Origin of the sequence: Afipia felis ATCC 53690 (assembly GCF_000314735.2) — a bacterium.
Taxonomy (GTDB): domain Bacteria; phylum Pseudomonadota; class Alphaproteobacteria; order Rhizobiales; family Xanthobacteraceae; genus Afipia; species Afipia felis.
Genome location: NZ_KB375270.1, coordinates 1,734,796 through 1,754,612 on the forward strand (window position 1 = coordinate 1,734,796; position 19,817 = coordinate 1,754,612).

At 60.5% G+C, this 19,817-nt stretch carries 17 protein-coding genes; 3 read left to right on the top strand and 14 right to left on the bottom strand.

Features of this window, described 5'->3' with window-relative positions:
- Positions 1-223: 223 nt before the first annotated feature.
- Positions 224-1,126: a LysR family transcriptional regulator gene (locus HMPREF9697_RS08165; RefSeq protein ID WP_002716714.1), complete on the bottom strand. Its 903-nt coding sequence runs from the start codon at positions 1,124-1,126 to the stop codon at positions 224-226.
- 216 nt (positions 1,127-1,342) lie between these two features.
- On the opposite strand from HMPREF9697_RS08165, the gene HMPREF9697_RS08170 reads away from it, so the two are divergent.
- Complete coding sequence (locus HMPREF9697_RS08170) at positions 1,343-2,254, top strand: alpha/beta fold hydrolase (RefSeq protein ID WP_002716715.1); 912 nt, start codon at positions 1,343-1,345, stop codon at positions 2,252-2,254.
- Here the strand turns inward: HMPREF9697_RS08170 and HMPREF9697_RS08175 are convergent.
- The gene (locus HMPREF9697_RS08175) at positions 2,251-3,183 is read right to left on the bottom strand and encodes an AEC family transporter (RefSeq protein ID WP_002716716.1); all 933 of its coding nucleotides are present in this window, start codon (positions 3,181-3,183) and stop codon (positions 2,251-2,253) included. The genes HMPREF9697_RS08170 and HMPREF9697_RS08175 overlap by 4 nt on opposite strands.
- A 292-nt stretch (positions 3,184-3,475) precedes the next feature.
- Here HMPREF9697_RS08175 and HMPREF9697_RS08180 point away from each other — a divergent pair, with 292 nt between their 5' ends.
- Positions 3,476-4,663, top strand: coding sequence for an MFS transporter (locus HMPREF9697_RS08180; protein ID WP_244597903.1), 1,188 nt, complete (start codon positions 3,476-3,478; stop codon positions 4,661-4,663).
- A 2-nt stretch (positions 4,664-4,665) separates the two neighbouring features.
- On the opposite strand, the gene HMPREF9697_RS08185 is transcribed toward HMPREF9697_RS08180, so the two are convergent.
- From HMPREF9697_RS08185 to HMPREF9697_RS08215, 7 genes are all read right to left on the bottom strand, one after another.
- Positions 4,666-5,790: a GGDEF domain-containing protein gene (locus HMPREF9697_RS08185; RefSeq protein ID WP_244597905.1), complete on the bottom strand. Its 1,125-nt coding sequence runs from the start codon at positions 5,788-5,790 to the stop codon at positions 4,666-4,668.
- 247 nt (positions 5,791-6,037) lie between these two features.
- Positions 6,038-7,978 carry a hypothetical protein gene (locus HMPREF9697_RS08190; RefSeq protein ID WP_002716720.1) on the bottom strand — a complete coding sequence of 647 codons (1,941 nt, stop codon included), beginning with the start codon at positions 7,976-7,978 and terminating at the stop codon, positions 6,038-6,040.
- A 178-nt stretch (positions 7,979-8,156) separates the two neighbouring features.
- Complete coding sequence (locus HMPREF9697_RS08195) at positions 8,157-8,966, bottom strand: ABC transporter permease (RefSeq protein WP_002716721.1); 810 nt, start codon at positions 8,964-8,966, stop codon at positions 8,157-8,159.
- Positions 8,947-9,804 (bottom strand): ABC transporter ATP-binding protein, encoded by an 858-nt coding sequence (locus HMPREF9697_RS08200; RefSeq protein ID WP_002716722.1) that lies wholly within the window; start codon positions 9,802-9,804, stop codon positions 8,947-8,949. Before HMPREF9697_RS08200 ends, HMPREF9697_RS08195 begins: the two co-directional genes overlap by 20 nt.
- A 31-nt stretch (positions 9,805-9,835) precedes the next feature.
- Positions 9,836-10,879: an ABC transporter substrate-binding protein gene (locus tag HMPREF9697_RS08205; RefSeq protein ID WP_002716723.1), complete on the bottom strand. Its 1,044-nt coding sequence runs from the start codon at positions 10,877-10,879 to the stop codon at positions 9,836-9,838.
- A 71-nt stretch (positions 10,880-10,950) separates the two neighbouring features.
- Positions 10,951-12,381, bottom strand: a complete 1,431-nt coding sequence (locus tag HMPREF9697_RS08210) for an FAD-dependent oxidoreductase (RefSeq protein ID WP_040307860.1) — start codon at positions 12,379-12,381, stop codon at positions 10,951-10,953.
- A 49-nt stretch (positions 12,382-12,430) separates the two neighbouring features.
- Complete coding sequence (locus HMPREF9697_RS08215; RefSeq protein WP_002716725.1) at positions 12,431-13,075, bottom strand: GntR family transcriptional regulator; 645 nt, start codon at positions 13,073-13,075, stop codon at positions 12,431-12,433.
- A gap of 118 nt (positions 13,076-13,193) precedes the next feature.
- Here HMPREF9697_RS08215 and HMPREF9697_RS08220 point away from each other — a divergent pair, with 118 nt between their 5' ends.
- Positions 13,194-14,576 (top strand): FAD-dependent oxidoreductase, encoded by a 1,383-nt coding sequence (locus HMPREF9697_RS08220; RefSeq protein WP_002716726.1) that lies wholly within the window; start codon positions 13,194-13,196, stop codon positions 14,574-14,576.
- A gap of 53 nt (positions 14,577-14,629) precedes the next feature.
- Here the strand turns inward: HMPREF9697_RS08220 and HMPREF9697_RS08225 are convergent, their stop codons facing one another.
- From HMPREF9697_RS08225 to HMPREF9697_RS08245, 5 genes are all read right to left on the bottom strand, one after another.
- The gene (locus HMPREF9697_RS08225; protein WP_002716727.1) at positions 14,630-15,646 is read right to left on the bottom strand and encodes a 2-dehydropantoate 2-reductase; all 1,017 of its coding nucleotides are present in this window, start codon (positions 15,644-15,646) and stop codon (positions 14,630-14,632) included.
- Between the two features lie 294 nt (positions 15,647-15,940).
- On the bottom strand, positions 15,941-16,738 hold the full coding sequence (locus HMPREF9697_RS08230; RefSeq protein ID WP_002716728.1) for an ABC transporter permease: 798 nt from the start codon (positions 16,736-16,738) through the stop codon (positions 15,941-15,943).
- Entirely contained in the window at positions 16,735-17,613 is an 879-nt protein-coding gene (locus HMPREF9697_RS08235) for an ABC transporter permease (protein WP_002716729.1), read from the bottom strand. The genes HMPREF9697_RS08230 and HMPREF9697_RS08235 overlap by 4 nt, the downstream gene beginning before the upstream one ends.
- Entirely contained in the window at positions 17,610-18,713 is a 1,104-nt protein-coding gene (locus HMPREF9697_RS08240; RefSeq protein WP_002716730.1) for an ABC transporter ATP-binding protein, read from the bottom strand. Before HMPREF9697_RS08240 ends, HMPREF9697_RS08235 begins: the two co-directional genes overlap by 4 nt.
- Positions 18,713-19,801, bottom strand: coding sequence for an ABC transporter substrate-binding protein (locus tag HMPREF9697_RS08245; RefSeq protein ID WP_002716731.1), 1,089 nt, complete (start codon positions 19,799-19,801; stop codon positions 18,713-18,715). Before HMPREF9697_RS08245 ends, HMPREF9697_RS08240 begins: the two co-directional genes overlap by 1 nt.
- Positions 19,802-19,817 lie beyond the last annotated feature (16 nt).

A 19,817-nucleotide genomic window follows, 5' to 3' on the forward strand; every position in this document is an offset into this window, starting at 1 on the left:
CCCAATCCGCCTGTATTTTCAACAAAACGCGCGAGGTCCCCGACTTTTTCAGCACACCTATGCCGGACCGTGACACGAGAATTTCTCTGATCTCGATGGTTTGCCGCCTCGCGTTTCAGATCACGGGACATCCAGACATTATAAAGGGCCGGAGGATCGTTCCACCGGCCCTGAATTTTTGCAGACCGGCGGTCGATCCATACCGTCTGTCAGGCCATCGTTTTCAGATGCTCGGGGTCGGCAGCTTGTTCGCGAGGTGTCGGGCCATATCGAGCAAAGCCCCGGTGAGAGGGCTCATGGGGTCTCTGTGGACCGTCACAAGACCGATCGAATGAGTGTTCTCGGGCTCGACAATCGGGATCGCCCTCACCCGGTCTGTCAGACCCAGCGTCTCCGCCAGAAGCGCAGGCATGATGGTCGCCCAGCGCCCTGAGCGGACATGGGCGTAGAGGACGATCATCGAGTTGGATTCGAGGGTGGTGGACACCGTCACGCCCGCCTTGAACAGCATCTGGTCGATGATCCGGCGGTTCTGCATGTCCGGCGTCAGCAGACACAGCGGAATCTTGCCGACCTCCGCCCAGGTCACCGTCTCGCGGTCACCCAACTCGCTGTCCGGCGAAGTCAGCAGCCGATACTGCTCCAGATAGAGAGGCTCGCGGTCGAGCTTTCCGAGCGGCTCGTTGTCGAGATAGGTCAGCCCGGCGTCGATCTCCAGATTTTCCAGCATCCGTAGGATGTCGATCGACGTGCGCGACAGGATGGTGAATTTGACGCCGGGGTGGCGCGCTCGGAACGGCGTGGTCAGCGCCGCCGTCATCGCCAGCGCCGTCGGAATCGCCGCCAGCCGCACATGGCCGCTCAGGCCATGTTTGACGGTCTCGATATCCTCGCGCATCGCGCGCGCGTCGCCGACAATCCGGCGCGCCCACGCCAGCACCCGCTCGCCCTCCGGCGTGAACCCCTGGAAACGCGAGCCGCGGTTGACGAGCAGTGTGCCGAAGGAATCCTCGAGCTGCTTGATCGCCGCCGACAGGGTCGGCTGGCTGACATTGCTGATTTCCGCGGCCCGGCCAAAGTGCCGTTCGCCCGCAAGCGCAATCAAAAATTCGAGCTTGTCGATCATCCCGCTGCCCGCCCCGCTCCCTATCAGTCTTAAAAGCACTGATATGTTTGAGAAATCAGCGATGACCGGCCGATACCGCGCCGCTCGATCACTTTTTCAAATTATGCGATTTGGAGCGGCATAGCCTCAATATGAATTGTAGAACCTAAACTCGCAGGAACCGCACGGGATTTGCGGATACCCCTGACGACACGACTTTGACGGAATGCCCCAGCCATGAACGCCACGATCAAGGAACTCGGCCCGTCCCGCTTTCTCGATGGCTTTCGCGACATCGACGCCGACCTCGGCGAGGGATTAACGATTCACGCCTCTATCGCCGGAAGCGGTCCTCCCTTGTTGCTGCTCCATGGTCATCCGCACACGCACATCACCTGGCGGAAGATCGCGCCATGGCTCGCACACCGCTTCAGCGTCGTCGCCGCCGATCTTCGCGGCTATGGCGACAGCAGCAAACCCGAGAGCAGCGCAAGCCATCTCGCATATTCGAAACGCGTGATGGCTCAGGACCAGATCGACCTGATGCGGGCGCTGGGACATTCGCAGTTCTCCGTCGCGGGCCACGACCGCGGCGGACGTGTTGCCCACCGGATGGCACTCGACCATCCCGACGCGGTGACTCGCATCGCCGTGATGGACATCGCTCCGACCGCCACGATGTACGCGCTGACCAACATGGAATTCGCCAGACGATATTTCTGGTGGTTCTTCCTGATCCAGCCCGAGCCGTTGCCGGAGCGGTTGATCGCAGCCGATCCGGAATATTTTCTGCGAACCCATCTCGAGGGACAAACCAAGCTGCCGGGAGCGACGGAGCCGGAGGCCTTTGACGAATATCTGCGGTGCTACAGCGATCCGGCGTCGCGCCATGCCATCTGCGAGGATTATCGCGCCGCCGCGACCATCGACCTGCAACACGACGCGGCCGATGCGGACAAACGCATTACTGCGCCGCTGCTCGCGCTCTGGGGCGGACGCGGAACCGTCGGCGCACTTTATGATGTGCTTGCGACGTGGCGCGACAAGGCGCTCCATGTCGAGGGTCAGGCGCTCGATTGCGGTCACACCTTGCAGGAAGAACTGCCCGGCGAAACCTTCGCCGAACTCGAACGCTTCTTCTCGGCTTAAACCGCGATCGCAATATAGACCGACACCGTGACGATCGACAGGATCGTCGAGACTAGAATCGTCGTGGAGGTGATGCCGGCTTCCCGCCGGTAAAGCTCCGCGAGCATGAAGGGACCGGTCCCGGTCGGCAATGCCGCCAGCAGCACCGCCGCATGCGTGAGAAATGGCGACAGCTTGAATACCTGCGTCGCAAGCACCCAAGCAATCACCGGGTGAACCAGCAGCTTGAGAAAGACGAACAGCATCGCCGCGCGCGCATCGGCACCCGCTCCCTCGCGCTTTTCCGCAAGAAACAGGCCGAGCGTCACCAGCGCGCAAGGCGCGGCCGTTCCACCCAGCAGCTTGACGAAATGATCGACCGGGACCGGAATGTTCACGCCTGTGACTGGAATGAGCGCCCCGAGCACCGGCGCCACCAGCAGCGGATTCCGAACCAGCGAACCGCCGACCTTCAACGCCACCAGATGCGGTTTGCCTTCCGGCTGCAGCCCGATCTCGATCAAAACAATCGCGACGGCAAACACCACGCAGACGGTGATGATGCAGGCGATGGTGGTCGGCGCCATCGCCTCTTGCCCAAGCACGAGCAGCGCCAGCGGAAATCCCATGAAGCCCGTATTGGCATAGCCTGCGTTGAGACCATCGATGGCCGCATCGGCCAAATGGCGCTTGCGATAACGCAGCAGCACCGCCAGCGCGAAGACGATCAGACTGCTCAACCCGAATACGCCGATGAAACCGGGCTTCCAGATATCGCTCCAGCCCGCATGCGCGATGACATCGAACAGCAGTGCGGGCAGCGCGAGGTAAACCACGAAGCGGTTCAGCTCCGAGGTCGATTGCGGACCCAGCACGCCGAGGCGGCGCACCAGCCACCCCGTGAAGATCAGCGCAAAGACAGGAAAGACGACGACAAGTGCGGATAGCATGCTCGACCAGTCAACAGCACCGCACCCAAATCAGCGGCGGGGGATAAGACCATATTTCCCGCGCCTTTCAACACGCTTGCCCGCCCTCCCCATAAGACTTTCGTGAACCAGAAGCCTTTGTTCGCGTAAGTCTTCACGCAGCTATGCAGATGAACCGTTGGCACCTTCCGTACCTGCATAGGAAACCTTCGTCCGCGTTGTTGAAAGCCGCACGATATGCTTGAGCTAATCCCTGATGGACAAATCCACTCCCAGCTCAACCGATGATACCGCCCCGGCCATGACACCTGAGATGACATGGACCGAGCGCGGCACAAGTACCTATCGCCGGACCTCGATAGCGCTGTTCCTAGCGGGCTTCGTGACCTTCACGCTCGTCTATGACGTGCAACCGCTGCTGCCGGAATTCGCAACCGACTTCCATGTCAGCGCCGCCACCAGCTCGCTGGCACTGTCGGTCACGACCGCTGCGCTCGCCATCGCCATTCTATGCGCGGGCGCGGGTTCCGAGATGTTCGGCCGACGCGGCCTGATGTTCGCCTCAATGTGCCTCGCGTCGCTGCTGAACATCGCTCAGGCTTTCGTGCCGGACTGGCACAGCCTGCTGGTGCTTCGTGCGCTGGAAGGAATCGTTCTTGGAGGCGTCCCTGCGGTGGCGATGGCCTACCTCGCCGAGGAGATCCATCCCAAGGGCCTCGGGCTGACGATGGGACTTTATGTCGGCGGCACCGCGTTCGGCGGCATGGCGGGGCGCGTGCTCAGCGGCATCATCGCAGAATATGCATCGTGGCGCTGGGCGGTCGGCATCATCGGCGTCATCGATCTTCTGATGACCTTCGCCTTCATCATGCTACTGCCACCGTCGCGCAATTTCGAGCGTCAGTTGAAATTCGACGCTGGTTATCATCTGCAGGCCTGGGCCGGCCATCTGCGGCACTCCGGCCTGCCGTATGTATTTATGATCGGTGGCCTCTCCATGGGGGCCTTTGTCACGATTTACAACTACGCCTCGTTCCGGCTGGTCGGCGCTCCCTATGAGTTGAACCAGACACAACTCGGCGCGATTTTCGCAGTGTATCTGTTCGGCATCGTCGCATCATCGACCGCGGGTGCAATGGTCGATCGCGTGGGGCGCGGCCCTGTCCTCATCACCGGCCTCGCCATCATGCTCTCCGGGATCGCAGCCACTCTCCTGCATCCCCTGTTCTGGGTGATTGCCGGCATCGCGCTCGTCACCATCGGATTTTTCGTGTCCCACTCCGTCGCGAGCGGCTGGGTCGGCCGGATGGCGGCCAACACCAAGGGGCACGCTGCATCGCTGTATCTTCTTGCGTACTATACGGGCTCAAGCATTGCTGGATGGGTCGGTGGATGGTTCTGGGCTGTCGAGGGCTGGCTTGCCGTCGCGGCTTTTACAGGACTACTGATCGCGGGTGCACTCGCCGCGGCCATCCATCTGGCACGGGCTCATCCCGGTTAGCATCACTGACGCAACCTGATGACGCTTTCAGGTTTCGCACCAGGCGCCGTCCAGTTTTCGCCGGAGGGCGCGAGGCTGATGTCTTCCGAATATAGCAGCACGCGGTTGCGGCCCGAGCGTTTCGCATCGTAGAGAGCCGTGTCGGCCTGCCGCAACAAAGCGATGATGTCCGCATCGTTGTCACCGCCGGCGATGCCCGCACTCACCGTGACTGCGAAATTTCCGGACGATGAGATGAACTGCTGAGCTGCGAAGTTCTGGCGGATACGCTCGGCAATCTGAGCCGCATCATCGGTCGTCGTATCGGGCAATATGATCACAAATTCCTCGCCGCCGAGACGCGCGGCCAGATCTCCATCCCGAACATTTGCGGCAAGCAGGCTCGCGAAGGTCTGCAACACGGTGTCGCCGACCTGATGGCCATGACGGTCGTTGACCTGTTTGAAATGGTCGATATCGAAGACCACAACAGCCACAGATCCGCGCAGGCGCAAGGAGCGCTCAAACAACGCGCGGCGGTTGAACAATCCGGTCAGCGCATCCGTTTCGGCCTCGCGTTGATGATACCGGGCGATGCGGACCTGATTGAGCGCCAGCGACAACGCCCCCAGCCCGCCGATACTGGTGATCGACATCACGAGATTGATGTTCTCCGCCCAGCCGGATGGCGCGCGATGCATCACCCATTCGCCATGGTTCAGCAGAACCACCGCGCACAGCACGAAGGACAGGCCCGTCAGAGCATAAAGCACGGACAGCAGGAGGATCAGCAGCGGCGCTTCTGCCCGCCAGCGCCAGTACTCCCATGCCGTGACCAGCATCATCGCGGCTGCACACACGTTCAGCACGATATACGAGATGCCGTCATACCCATGAAGCATCGGAGCCGACATAAGCGCGATCGATACGCCCGCGGCGACGGCTACCATGCGCACGGGCAGTTTGCCCGTCTGGAATTGATAGGCGGATCCCATGAACAACGCCAATCCGACCAGCAACGCCGAGAATGCAATCACGCCGATGTTCGGCGAAAATTCCAGGACGAAATTCCGGTAGAAAAACAGGCTGACGGCCAGGCAGGAAACGCCGATCCCCCATGTCATCAATTCGCGATCGGCCCGCGACACCAGCCAACTCACGAAAAACGTAAAGGCCAGCCCGGCGCTGCAAAAGCTCAGTGCAACAAGAAGGGAATTGTAATCGAGCACAACCGTTCCACGTCCAGAGAAGCTCCTGCTACAGACATGACGGTTTGCGATTAAGAGAACACTTAATGCAGTGCAACATCCGCAAGCAGGCCTAACGGAAGCTGAATCCGACCATTAAAACGATAACCAGTATGTTTCAGCGTGGGCTGTTCGCTGACATTGCGGCTTATACCCCCTTCGCGCCGCGCGCCGGCCTTCGTCGTTCATGAAACCACGGGCGGTATTTGGTCATTTTGACGCGCTGCGCTTCCGGTGCATGCCGCTTGCAGGTCGAGGCCTCGTCGCTGTTCGGTGCCGCACCCCACCGCAATTCGACACAATCGTTCAGATTGTAGGCCATCTCCAGTTCGGGAGCGCGATCGACGACTTGCTTCACCGTCAACGTCCACGGCGAGCCATCGCTGCGCGTGTAGGTAAATTTGCGCGATGCGAGTTCGGACGCCAGCGCGCCTTGCAATTCGGCCTTCACCTCGGCAACGCTCTTTCCTGCCGGCATCGCATACCGCTCAGGTCGCCGCGCGACCTGATCCGGAAAACCGCGCACCACGTCGATGGCGATCAGCATCCGCAGATCGCGCGACGGCGTAGCGAAATCCTCCCATGCACCGGATGTCTCGAAAATCGATGCACCGTCCGGCATCGCCCCGACACCGCGACCGCTGTCGAGATACTTGCGGCCGTTCTCCACGGATGTCACACGCGCCTGCGCCTGTTCGTCGAGTGCCGTGATCGCTTCCTTCATCGCCCGCATGGGATCGAGCGGCGCGGGCGACATCACATCGTCCATGCGGTCGTAGAACGCATCGACCGACAGCTTCGACGGCTCGGACGAATAATTGCCGTATTGAGGATTGCTCGCGATCTCGCTGTTCTTCAGCCGCCGCAGCATGCCGTTACGCTCGCGCACGATCGGCCGGAATCGCTTGAAGCCGGGGCCCGCGGTGCGATCCTGCGCGAACAGGAAATTACCTCGCCAGAACCGCTTGATCGCAACGGTGCCGTCCGGCTGGGCATCGGCGGCAAGAAGGACGCCCGCTGCGTCCCTGGTCTGAGCGATGCGCTTGGTCAGCATCAGGATATGTCCGAACGGATCGGCGTAGATCGTGCCCGGACGCAACGCATCCTGCGTCAGCGGCACCGGATAATAATCGGTGTTGTCGTCGGTCGCCGCCGTGCGGCTCGAACCCGAATGCACGGCATCGCCGATCACCGTGATGTATTTCCCGAACGATGATGCAAGGCCCAGCCGTTTCGGCGGTTCTGCAGCAGGCACATCTGCTGCCGACTCACCGGCCGTAGCCTGCTGGCCGGACTGCGGCTGCTTGGCCGCTTCGAGGGTCTGGATATTGAACCATTGCGGACAGGTCGGCGCCTTGGTCGCGGTGCCGCGCGAGCAGCGCGAATAGCCGAACGGCAATCCCAGCTTGAAGGCGAAATAGGCGCGCAGAAAATACGGCATGTCTGCGCAATCGGGATGGAAGATCATCCCCATCTCGTCCTCGCCGAGGTCGAGATAATTGAACAGCATGTTGCGCGAACGGTCGCGCAGCACCTCATGCAGAGCCTTCCATGACGGCGGCGAATCCAGCGGCGCATCGAACAGCTTTTCGATCCAGGCCGAATACAGGTTTTCCGTTCCGCGATTCCACGTGTCGTGGATCGGCCAGATGCTGCCTGCCGTGGCGCTCGGCCGCGGCGGCCGCTCGGCACGCACCGTGATCTCGCGTGTCACCGTCTCGCACCCGGGCACGGCATGATCTCGGACAAGCCGCGCGTGCCACGTTCCAGCAACCGGCGCCGCAACCTCCGCGATCCAGAAATAAGGCGGGCCGCCCTGTTGCTGCCCGGATTTAGCCGCGACGCTTCCGTCCGGCGCGATCAGCGTAAGCTCGCCCCTGGACTGCTTTTCGGCTGCGAACATCACGCGCAGCGGCATGCCCTTCCACGGGGTGGCGGGCGCCGCCAGCACCGCGAGGCTCGTGCCCTCGGCACATGCGCCCGGCGCCTGAGCCCTCGCCGACCTCAGCGAGACAGGAGAGACGAAAGAAACACACGCGATCAGCAGAAACGCGATCGTTGTGGCAGCCATCCGGCGATGCGGAAACATCGAGCCTCCCTGCATGCTGTCAGCACGGTAGCCGGATATTGCGAAAAGCCGGATGGCAAATCCACCCTTAATGTTTAGCGGAACACTATATTCACCGCCGCGGAAGGAACTGGATCTCCCGCGGCTTGAGCCCGATTGGCTTTCCGGTCAACGCAGCCGACCGGGCAACGAACCTGCTCTAGTTGGGCCGCCACTTCAGCAAACGGTTCTCGATCACCGTCACCACCGCATCCAGAACCAGCGCCGAGATGGTCAGGATCGCGATTCCCGCAAACACGGTGTTGACGTCGAACACACCCTCAGCCTGCAGGATCAGGTAGCCGACGCCAGCCGACGAGCCGAGATACTCGCCAACCACCGCACCGACGAACGCCATGCCGACCGAAGTGTGCAGACTGGAAAACACCCAGCTCGTCGCCGAGGGCAAATAGACCGTCCTCAGAAGTTGCTTGCGCGTCGCACCCAGCATCCGCGCATTGGCCAGCACCACCGGGCTCACTTCCTTGATGCCCTGATAGACGTTGAAGAACACGACGAAGAATACCAGCGTCACACCGAGCGCGACCTTCGACCAGATGCCGAGGCCGAACCACAGCGCGAAGATCGGGGCAAGGATGACGCGCGGCATCGCGTTCAACGCCTTGATGTAGGGATCGGACAGCGCCGACGCCGTCGGACTCAGCGCAAACCACAAGCCGCAGATCAGAGCGAGGACCGCGCCGATGACGAAGCCGAGCATGGTTTCGACGAGCGTGATGCCGAGATGATAGAAGATGTCGCCCGAGACGACCCAATCGATCATGGTGCGGAACACCGCAATCGGCTCGCCAAAGAAGAATTTCGGCATGATGCCAGTTTCAGTCAGCGCATACCACAGGCACAACAGGCCTACGAATAACAGAGCCTGAAGGACCCTGAGCATTCCGGGCGAGCGCGATGCCAACGGCACCGACGGCGCGGACTCGTTATCAGCGTTTGCTTTGAGCATAGCCCTTGAGAACCTCTTCTTTCATCACGTCCCAGATCTCGCGATGAAGATCGACGAACTGCTTGGTGTGACGGATCTCGGATACGTCGCGCGGACGCGGCAGATCAATGGCGAATTCCGCAATCGGATGCGTGCCGGGCCCCGCCGACAGAACCACGACGCGGTCCGACATTGAGATCGCTTCTTCCAGATCGTGGGTGATGAAAAGCACCGACTTCCGGTTGGCCGCCCATAGCGTGAGCAACTCGTTTTCCATCAGCACGCGCGTTTGCGCATCGAGCGCGGAGAACGGTTCGTCGAGCAGCACGATCTTGGGATCGAGAACCAGCATCTGGGCGAGCGAGACGCGCTTGCGCATGCCACCGGACAGCTGATGCGGGTAGCGATCCTCGAAACCTGCAAGACCCACCGTCTTCAGCCAGTTCATGGCGCGCTCGTGCGCCTCTTTTTTCGGAACGCCACGATATTCCAGACCGACCATGACGTTCTGCAGCGCCGAACGCCATGCCATCAGGGATTCGGCCTGAAACATGTAGCCGGCGTCTTTATTGATACCCTGCAGCGGAGATCCGAAAATCTCGATCGCACCGCCCGTCGGCCGCAGCAGACCGGCCGCAACGTTGAGCAGAGTCGATTTGCCGCAACCCGTCGGACCTACAACGGAGACGAACTCACCATCGAGGATATTGAGGGAAACATCCTTCACGGCTGTGTAGGGTTCGGCAGAACGCTTGCCTGCGTTGCCTGCGAAACAGCACGTCACGTTCCTGAACGTGACTGCCGAGGCGGCAGTCACCGCCTTGGCGCTGGTCATCGTTTTCATGTGTACGACACCCATTGTCATCCCGCCCGGATTCTAACGGAATCAATCAGTTTGTCTTGGCAGAAGCTGCCTTGACGAACTTGTTCGTAAATGTCTGATCCAGCTCGCCTTTGGCTGCCTCGATGTTCTTCACATACGGACCAAGGGCCGAGAAAGCCATCTGCGCGCTGTTGTCGGGGAATACGCCGTCGACCGAATAGGTCTCCCTCAGGTTCGCCAGGATCTTCTTGGTGACTTCCGGATCGGGCTGGGAGAATTGCTTGGGCATCACCGCGATGATCTGTTCCGGCGTCGCCTTGCTCATCCACTTCAGCGTCCGCACCATCGCATTGGTCAACGCCTGCGTGGTATTCGGATTTTTCTTGACGTAATCCTGATAGCTCACCAGCGCTGCGCAGGGATACGGGCCGCCGTAAACCTCGGTCGATCCTTTTTCGTGCCGCGCGTCGGCGATGATGACGATATCGCCGGACTGCTCCAGAATGCCCAGCACCGGATCGTTGTTGGCGATCGCGTCAAGCTGGCCGGAACGAACCGCGGCGACCGCCGTCGCTCCCAACCCGACGCTCACGGTCGGCACATCGTTCGCTTTCACGCCTTCCTTGGCAAGCCACAGCTTGAGAAACATGTCGCTGCCCGAGCCAGGGGACGAGATACCAACACGCAGGCCCTTCAGGTCTTGCGCGCTCTTGTAGGACGCGGCTTTCGCCTTGGTCACACCGACGGCGTAATCAGGCAAACGACCCTGCAGTACGAAAGCCTGCAACGCCACCTTCTTGGCGCGAAGCTGCACGACGTGATCGTAAGCACCGCTGATGACATCAACACTGCCACCGACCAGCGCCTCGAGCGCCTTGCCGCCCGAGCCGAGATCGACGACCTCGACATCAAGACCTTCCTGCTTGTAATAGCCGAGGCCTTCGGCCACCATCGTCGGCAGGAAGAAGAAGCCATTCTTGCTGCCCACGCCGATGCGCACATGCGTGGTTTCAAGATTCTTCACCGGCTCGGCAGTTGCCGTCTGCGATAGCGCTAAGCCGCCAGCGATGATCGTGGCGCAGGTCAGACCCAATTTCAGATAGTTCTTCATTGTCCGCTTCCTCACTATTTACGCCCGGTTTCTTCTTGTTGTGACGCGTACTTATTGAACTGATGTCCGCACTACGCTGCGGATGGCGTTTCTCCCACGTCGATGCCGGCCTCAGCGAGGGTCTGCTGAAGCAGCCTGGTGTCCAGCTTTGATGGCGAAACGTCGTTCTTCGCGGCGAGCGCCGCAGCAGCGCCCGCCACCTGGCCGGTGACGAGGCAGCAGTATTGCGCGCGCGACCACATATCGGCGTCGTGCGTGGCTGATAGCGCACGTCCCCCGATAGTCATGCCCTCGACATTGTTCGGTACCAACGCACCGAATGGAATCTCGAACCATGTGAGATGCGTGGTGCCGGTACGATAGACGGCATCGGTCGCGGAGCCTTCTCCACCATCGGCCTTGTGCCAATCGCGCCCCTCCGTCATGTGCCGCCAGATCCGCGCGACGCTATCGGGATAGGTCGACAGCGCCATCATGTCCTCCTGCTTGAGGAGATGAGGCCCGCGCACCCGGCACGTTTCGCGAACGCCGACGGTCGGCGACGAATCCAGTACGTAGGAGTTCTCGAAGCCCGGAATGCTCTTCCTGATAACCGCGAAGAGCTTGCGGTTCTGCGAACGCGCTTCCATGTCGGCGCGCGTCAGGTCCCACGCGCTCGTCCCGTCGACGTTGTAGACACGTGAATTGTTGACGGTCACGATACCGCGATCGACGCTGATGCCCTCAAAGCGAATGTAGTGAATTTCATCCGGCAGTTCGCCGTTGGCGCGCGCGCGATCGACGACATCGAAGAAACCGGACATCCGCACCAGCCCCTTGTCGAGGTCGAGGATGTGGAAGTTCGGATCGGCAGTGAAATTCTTCGGATTCTTGCGACAGAATTCGACTGCGCGCTTCACGTCGACGCCACCGAGACGGAACAGCACGCTCATCGGCCGCATCTTCTCGTCCTTTTCACGGCCCTTGACGAATTCAGCGCCGGATGCCGCTGCGATATCGGCGTCTCCCGTGCAATCAACCACGGTCTTGGCGAGGATGGCCTGACGGCCTGACTTGTTCTGCACGATGACGCCGCGAATGCGGTTACCATCCATGATCGGCTCGACGACCCAAGTGTAGGTGAGAATTTCGACGGACGCTTCGCGAAGCAGGTCTATCGCAACTTCCTTGAACGCCTCGGGATCAAACGGAAAGGTCGGTCCAGCAGTGACGCCGGCGCCGCGGTCGGTGAGCGTGCGGGCGATTTCCTTGGCAACGCCCGTCATCTTCGCAAACGGCACGTTCCAAGTATTCATGATGACTGCGGTCGCCGCACCGCCAAGGAAGGCATTACGCTCGATAACCATCGTCTTGACGCCGGTGCGCGCCGCGCCAAGCGCCGCGCCTATACCGGATACGCCGCCGCCGCAAATCAGCACATCGACTTCGCGCACGATCGGTGTGGTGCGTGCGGGCTCCATCACTTCATTGGATCCCGACTGCACCGCAACTGCTCCTTGCATTTTACTCTCCCTTAACAGCGGGGCCTGTGCCCTCTTGCTTGTTGAAACGCTATGCTCCCAACCGAAACGCCAGAAGCGTGCTTTCATATGAAGATCGGATGTGAAGGCGCGCGTTGCGCTCGGCCAGCTCGAAATCGCGAGCGACGATCGCATCGAGAATGGCGCGATGCTCGCCCGTCGATTCCTCGCGGCGGCCCTTGAGGTCGCGCAACTGGCTGACGCGCGTCATGCTGATCTGGGCCTTGAGCGAATCCAGAAGCTTGGTGAGCCGCTTGTTGCGGCCTACTTCGACGATACGGATGTGAAATTGATCGCCGAGCTGGACCAGTTCTTCCCAATCCGAGGTCTCGGTATAGGCGGCGTGAATGCCCTCAAGCTCGTCGAGTTCTTCCTGTGTCGCGTTCTTCGCGGCGCAGGCTGTCGCGAAGCCTTCCAGACTTTCGCGCAGCTCATAAAGCTCGCGCACATCCTGCAGCGACCAGCGCGGGATGAGGAAGCCGCGGCCCGGCATCGAATCGATAAAGCCCTCGCGCGCAAGCACTTGAAGCGCCTCGCGCACCGGCGTGCGGCTCATACCGAGCCGCTCGGCCAGATGCACTTCGTAAAGCGCCTCCCCCGGCAAATGTTTGCCGCTCAGGATCGCCTCGCGCATCTTTCGGTAGGCTTTTGTGGCCAAACCATTTGACTTTTGCATCGCGTCCCACTTTATGCATACTTTGTGTATACACACAGTCTACACAAACACAGCACGAGTCAAGCGGCAGCACCTAGGTGCGGCGATGTGCCAGGGAATGAAACAGAGAGGGTATGAGATGCGGCAGATCGAAGAACCGGCACGGCAAATTCCAGTTCTGATGAACGCGGATATCGTCGTCGTTGGCGGCGGCACGACTGGTCCGCTCGCGGCCATTGCGGCCGCCCGTCAAGGAAAGAGCGTCGTCCTGATCGAGCGCTTCGGCTCTCTCGGCGGCAACCTCACCTTGGGGTTGAATACCAAGCCTTCTGGATCCCTGCTCGGCGGCTTGCCGCTGGAGATATGGAATCTCGCCCGCTCGAGCGGCGCAGCCGGCGACGACTACATCGCCAAGACCAAGACCGGCGGCGTCAACATCGCCTCGCCGTGCGATCCCGAAATCATGAAGATGTTGTTGACACGGCTCTGCGCCGAAGCAGGCGTACAAATCCTGTTCGAAACACTCGTGTCTCGCCCCATTTTAGAAGGTAACACCATCGTCGGCGTCGTGGTCGAGAACAAGGCCGGCCGCTCCTTCATCGGCGCAAAGGTCGTGGTCGATTGCTCCGCCGACGGCGACGTGGCGGCAGCCGCGGGCGCGCCTTTCACGATGGGTTCGGGCGAAGACGGCCGCGATCTGAAGATGCAACCGGTCGGCATGTATTTCACCATGGCGGACGTCGACCTTGTCGCGCTCGCTCGCTGGGCTCGCACCACCGATGACGTTCCCGCACAGGCCATTCCTAATGCTGACGACAAGCTCGATTACGGATTGTGGCTCACCGGCTTCAACAAGACCGTGAAAGCTTACAAGGATAGAACCGGCATCGATCTGCCGCGCGAGAACATCACACTGAAAACCGCGAACGGCCTCATGTATGTCAACGCCACGCGTGTGCTCGATGTCGACGTGTTCTCGCCGGTCGAATTCAGCGCGGCCATCATCGATTGCTACCGTCAGATCGAGGAATACGCACGCTTCCTGATCGAATGCGTGCCGGGTTTCGAAAAGGCGCGAATCTCGCAGATATCTCCGGTTCTCGGCGTACGCGAAACCCGCCACATCCAGGGCGAATATACTCTCACCGCCGACGACGTACTGAAGGGTACGCCGTTCGATGACACCATTGCGGTCGACGTGTCGGCGTTCGACGTTCATGCGCCGAAAGGCGAGGACGTCGATTTCCAGGGCCTGAAGCCTTACGAAATTCCCTACCGCTGCATGGTGCCGATGGGGGTCGAGCAATTGCTGGTGGCGGGCCGCTGCATCTCGGCGGACCATGTCGCACACGGCCGTTCCCGCAACATGCCAGCGTGCATGGCAACGGGTCAGGCCGCCGGTTTTGCGGCCAGCATCGCCGTCAGTTCGAACACGACGGTACGCAATATTTCGATGGAGGGCCTGCAGGCCATATTGCGAAAAGCGGGAATGCCGCTGCATGCGAGCGATCTTCCACAGTGACGAGAAAGGGCGGCTCCTGCGAGCCGCCCTTTCTAAGTCGCGATTGATAACACTCAGTACGTATCGACCTCGGGAATCTTCTCCTCGGGGAAGGTCGGGTAGATGCCCCTCACCCGCCCCATCTGCTTGGCGAGCGCCAGCACCGCGTTGATGTGCGGCGTCGGCACTTCGGTCAAACGGCCCAGTTCCTGAACCGAGGTCAGCAGCGCATCGAGTTCGATCGGGCGATTCTTGTCGACATCCTGCAGCATCGAAGTGCGGTGAGCGCCGACACGCGCTGCGCCGTTGATACGGCGCTCGATGTCCACGCGGAAATGCACGCCGATGCGGCGTGCGATACGCTCGGCCTCTTCCATCATATTGCGGGAAAGTTCGCGCGTGCCGGGATCGGTCGCGACCACGTCGAGCGTCGCATGCGTCAGCGCCGAGATCGGATTGAAGCAGAGGTTGCCCCACAGCTTCAGCCAGATGTCGTTGCGAATTTCCGGCAAGATGGGCGCCTTCAGACCCGCGCTTTCGAACAATTGCGAGAGCTTTTGCGCACGTTCCGTAACGGTTCGCTTCGGCTCGCCGAGACCGAACTTGTCGCCGGAAATGTGATGGATCACGCCCGGCGCCTCGACTTCCGCCGCCGGATAGACCGTGCAGCCGATCACGCGCTCTGGGCCGATCGCATTCCACTGCCGCGAACCAGGATCGACGCTCTCGATGCGGCGGTCGGCATACTGGCCTTCGAAACCATGGAAATACCACCACGGCAGGCCGTTCTGCGCGGTAACGACCGCGGTGTTCGGACCCAGCAGCGGCTTCATCTGCTCGGCCACTTCCCAGGCCTGATGCGCCTTCAGCGCAACGATGACGTAATCCTGATGGCCAAGCTCCGCAGGATCGGCCGTGGCGGTCATCTTCGCCTGCTTTTCTTCGCCACCGATATGGAGTTTGAGGCCATTGTCCCGGATGGCCTTCAAATGAGCGCCGCGCGCAACCAGCGATACATCCGCGCCAGCGAGCTTCATCAAAACGCCAACATAGCCACCAATCGCTCCCGCGCCGTAGATACAAACCTTCATGGGAAATGCCTTGCTGTTGCGGACGACGCGACGTGCGCCTCCATCCAACAGCGTTTAGCCATTTGGCATTCCGTGCGCCACGAATGCGGTGTCGGGTGTCAAAGTTAGTAAAATTACAAATTGACTAACAAGACAGACAATCTGTGACTAACGAGACTCTGGGCTCTTGCGGGATCAAAAATGGTCGCTTCGGCAGATCACTTACCAAGCGCGCAGCTACACAACTTATTAAAATCACTTGGTAAATCATGAAGGCGGCCGGCAAGCCGCCCTCCATCTGAAACGCCTGCTCTATCAGTGCGAACGCTGTTTCGCACCGAACAACCACTCGATGCCGACCAGCCTGTCACAGATGAAGACCGCTCCGCATGCCAGCAGGACCAGCAGCGAGGCTGCTGCCGCGCCCAGCGAGTCCGCGTTCTGCTCGATGTAGCTGAACAGTTGAACCGGCAACGGTGTGGTGTGGGTGTCAGATAGGAACAGCGCGATGTTCACATCGTCCAGCGACACGATGAAACTGAACAGCAGGCCTGCCAGCACGGCGTGCCGGATCAGTGGAAACGTGACGTGCCAGAACACACGGATCGGGTTGGCACCCAGAATGGAGGCTGCCCGTTCCAGCCGCGGATCGATGCCGGTGAAACTCGCCAATACAAGGCGGATCACATAGGGACACGCGATCAGGAGCTGGCCGAGCGTCACGGTCATGACCGATGCCCTGATGCCGAGCGACTGATAGACCTGCATCAGCGACAAACCGATCAGCACTGTCGGCAGCATCAGCGGCGAGAGGAAGAACGTCTGCAGCGCGCCGGAGACCGTGCTGTTCACGGCACGCAGGCCAAGCGCTGCAGCAACGCCGAGCGCTGTCGACAAGATGGACACCGCCGCGCCGATCTTCAGCGTCAGCCACAGCGCTTCGCTCCAGGTTGGATCGGTCAGCACTTCTTTGTACCAGATCATGCTGAAGCCAGCTGGCGGAAACGACAAATAAGCCGCCGAGTTGATCGATGCCGCAACCACGATTGCGATCGGCAGGATCATAAGGAACGATATGAACGCGACGTAAGCCGTCAGGATACGGTTCATCATCGCACGACCTTCCTTTTGCTCGCTCCGTCACGAAACGCGAACGTGTAGATCGCGGTGACGAGCGCCGTAGCGACCAGCAGGATGAGCGCAACCGCCGATGCAAAGGGCCAATTGAGAACCAGCAGGCCCTCTTTGTAGACCAGATAAGGCATCACCGGCACCGCCGCGCCACCAACAAGTGCGGGCGTCACGAAGCCGCTCGCGGCAAGGCAGAACACGATGACCGAACCTGCAGAGATACCCGGCAAAGTCAGCGGCAGGGTTACTCGCATGAACACGCTGAATCCGTTGGCACCGAGAATTTGGGCAGCGCGCGCCAGCGACGGGTCGATCTGTTGCAACGACCCAACGAGCGCGATCACCATGAACGGCAGAAAGACGTGCGTTAGCGCAATGATTACGCCTGCCTCGCTGTATAGAAGATGTCCTATCGGCAAGCCGATGGCTTTCGTGAAGGAACTCAGCAGACCGTTGGGACCCAGAATGATGATCCAACCATAAGAACGTACTACCGCGCTCACGAACATCGGCGCGATAACAAGAAACACCACCAGCGATCGACCCTTGCGCCAGTCCTGCGAAAGATAGACCGCGATCGGATAGCCGATGATGAGCGTCATCAGGGTTGTGATCGCGCTGATGCGAAGCGAGCGCCACAGTACGGATCGATAGAACTCATCCGCGAAAAATTGGGTGTAGGCTTGAAGCGAGAGTTTTCCCGCCGGCGTGAAACTTCCCCATGTCGAGGTGATGAGGGGCCAGACAAAGAGCACCGCATAGAACAAAATCGCGGGCGCCAGCAAAAGACCGGCATGCAGCCTGACCGGCGTTCGTGTCGCCGATGGCAGCCCCCCTTTCTCGACAAGCGTGCTCATTGCAGCATGTCCTCGAGATTCTTGCCGCCGGGTACGGCATGGCCTTGGCCCGGCAACAGCCGCGTGTCGTCGGCAGGCCACGATACCGACAACTGGTCTCCTACCTTGCTCATGCAGCGCTTCACTGGAATGTCGGCAATCAATCGGGCGCCATTGGCCTCGATCTCCACCCGCCTCACCGGCCCGTGATAGCTGCTGGAAATCACCTCGCCCGTCACGCAGTTCTCGCCGGCCTCCTCGCCCTTGGCGATGTTCTCGGGCCGCACCGCCACCGTCACCTTCTCGCCCACCGTGCAGCTATCGACCTCGGCCCGCAATTTGCCGAATGCGGTCTCGATCACGGCGTGGCCCTGCTCGTGACCAACCACGACACCATCGAGAAAATTGGTGACGTCCATGAACCGCGCACTGAAGATCGTGCTGGGCCGCTCATAGAGCTCGTTCGGCGTCGAGCGCTGCTCAACCCTGCCCGATGCCAGCAGCACGATGCTATCGGCGGAGACCAGTGCCTCCTCCTGATCGTGCGTCACGACGACCGTCGTGATGTTGGCTGCCTTGAGGATTTGCCTCATTTCCTCGCGCATCCGCTTGCGGAGCAAGGCGTCAAGGTTCGATAACGGCTCATCAAGCAGAAGAACGGACGGACGCACCACCAGCGCCCGCGCGAGCGCGACACGTTGCTGCTGCCCACCCGAAAGCTCCTTTGGATAACGCTTGCCGAGATCGCCAAGTTGCACCAGTTCGAGCGCTTCCTGAACGCGCTTGCCGGCATCGCCGGATGATATGCCGCGCATCTTGAGGCCGAACGCAACGTTGCGTTCAACGCTCATGTGCGGAAACAGCGCATAGTTCTGGAACACCATCGACATATCGCGCTTGTGTGGGGCCACGTTGACGATATCGCGTCCGCCGACGATGACCGAACCTGCATCGGGGGTCAGAAACCCCGCGATGAGGTTCAGCAATGTCGTCTTACCGCACCCGGACGGACCGAGCAGTGCCACGATCTCGCCGGGTGCCGCCGTAAACGACACGTCGTCGAGCGCCGTGAAAGTCCCGTAGGACTTTCGTAAATGGCGGACGTCCAGATGCGCGTTCATTAGTGGCCTCCCACCATCGCGGTCCAGCGCGCCGTCAAGGCTTGCAGGTTCTGATTGACCGGACCGATATCGAGGTTGAGCAATGAGGTTACTTCCTTCTCGCCGTAGGGCACCTTTGCCGCCGCCTTGTCGTCGAGCTTGACGGTCTTGTTCACCGGACCGAGCAACAGGCTTTCAGCGATCATCTTCTGTGCCTCGGGGCTGATGGTGAAATCGATGAACTTCTGCGCGAGGTCGGGATGCGGCGCACCCTCGACGATGTCGAACTGCTGCGGATACAGAATGCCGCCTTCCTTGGGCAGCACCATCGCAACCGGCGCACCGGTGCCGGCGAAGTCGTGCACGCGCGCGCTGCCGTTGTAGCCGATCCACGCACTGCCCGTTCCGAACAGCGCGTCGACCTGCGCCGGCGGATCGATGAAGGCCAGCACGTTCGGCTTGAGCTCCTTCATCTTGTTCCAGGCCGGCTCGAGATTGGTGACCGAACCGCCGTTCAAATCGGCGATCTTGGCAAACAGCAGGTTCGCGTAACCGATCGGCATATTATAGAAGACGACGTGGCCCTTATATTTCGGGTCCCAGAAATCCATCCACGAAGTCGGCGGCGCCCAGCCCTTCTCCTTGAAGACCTGAGTGTTGTACTCGATACCGAGCGCCTGAATGCCCATCACGATGCCGATACCATCGCGATCCTTCGCGAAGTCATAGACCTGCGACAGGTTCGGCACCTTCGCCGGATCGAGCTTGGCGTAGAGCTTCTCGGCCTTGCCCTGATAATGCGTGGTGTCATTCGCCCAGATCACGTCGATCTGCGGGCTGTTCTTCTGTGCCTTCACCTTGGCGAGGATCTGGTTGGACGTGCCGGTAACGTAGACGACCTTGACACCGTACTTCTTCTCGAAAGCCGGAATCACGGTCGCCTGAAGCGATTTCTGCAGCGAGCCGCCGAAGCCGGCAAAGACCAGCTCTTTTTCTTCCGCAGCCTGGGCGGAGCTGCCGATGCCGGCGAGCACCGCAAGAAATCCTCCGGCAGCCAAAAGAACTCCGCAGGCTTTCCGAGCGTGACGTAGCGTTGCAACGATCTTCATAGTCATCCTCCCTGAA

Coding starts and splice junctions, on each gene's coding strand:
- HMPREF9697_RS08165 (WP_002716714.1), bottom strand. CDS start 1,126: ATGATCGACAAGCTCGAATTTTTGATTGCGCTTGCGGGCGAACGGCAC.
- HMPREF9697_RS08170 (WP_002716715.1), top strand. CDS start 1,343: ATGAACGCCACGATCAAGGAACTCGGCCCGTCCCGCTTTCTCGATGGC.
- HMPREF9697_RS08175 (WP_002716716.1), bottom strand. CDS start 3,183: ATGCTATCCGCACTTGTCGTCGTCTTTCCTGTCTTTGCGCTGATCTTC.
- HMPREF9697_RS08180 (WP_244597903.1), top strand. CDS start 3,476: ATGACATGGACCGAGCGCGGCACAAGTACCTATCGCCGGACCTCGATA.
- HMPREF9697_RS08190 (WP_002716720.1), bottom strand. CDS start 7,978: ATGTTTCCGCATCGCCGGATGGCTGCCACAACGATCGCGTTTCTGCTG.
- HMPREF9697_RS08195 (WP_002716721.1), bottom strand. CDS start 8,966: ATGCTCAAAGCAAACGCTGATAACGAGTCCGCGCCGTCGGTGCCGTTG.
- HMPREF9697_RS08200 (WP_002716722.1), bottom strand. CDS start 9,804: ATGGGTGTCGTACACATGAAAACGATGACCAGCGCCAAGGCGGTGACT.
- HMPREF9697_RS08205 (WP_002716723.1), bottom strand. CDS start 10,879: ATGAAGAACTATCTGAAATTGGGTCTGACCTGCGCCACGATCATCGCT.
- HMPREF9697_RS08210 (WP_040307860.1), bottom strand. CDS start 12,381: ATGCAAGGAGCAGTTGCGGTGCAGTCGGGATCCAATGAAGTGATGGAG.
- HMPREF9697_RS08215 (WP_002716725.1), bottom strand. CDS start 13,075: ATGCAAAAGTCAAATGGTTTGGCCACAAAAGCCTACCGAAAGATGCGC.
- HMPREF9697_RS08220 (WP_002716726.1), top strand. CDS start 13,194: ATGCGGCAGATCGAAGAACCGGCACGGCAAATTCCAGTTCTGATGAAC.
- HMPREF9697_RS08225 (WP_002716727.1), bottom strand. CDS start 15,646: ATGAAGGTTTGTATCTACGGCGCGGGAGCGATTGGTGGCTATGTTGGC.
- HMPREF9697_RS08230 (WP_002716728.1), bottom strand. CDS start 16,738: ATGATGAACCGTATCCTGACGGCTTACGTCGCGTTCATATCGTTCCTT.
- HMPREF9697_RS08235 (WP_002716729.1), bottom strand. CDS start 17,613: ATGAGCACGCTTGTCGAGAAAGGGGGGCTGCCATCGGCGACACGAACG.
- HMPREF9697_RS08240 (WP_002716730.1), bottom strand. CDS start 18,713: ATGAACGCGCATCTGGACGTCCGCCATTTACGAAAGTCCTACGGGACT.
- HMPREF9697_RS08245 (WP_002716731.1), bottom strand. CDS start 19,801: ATGAAGATCGTTGCAACGCTACGTCACGCTCGGAAAGCCTGCGGAGTT.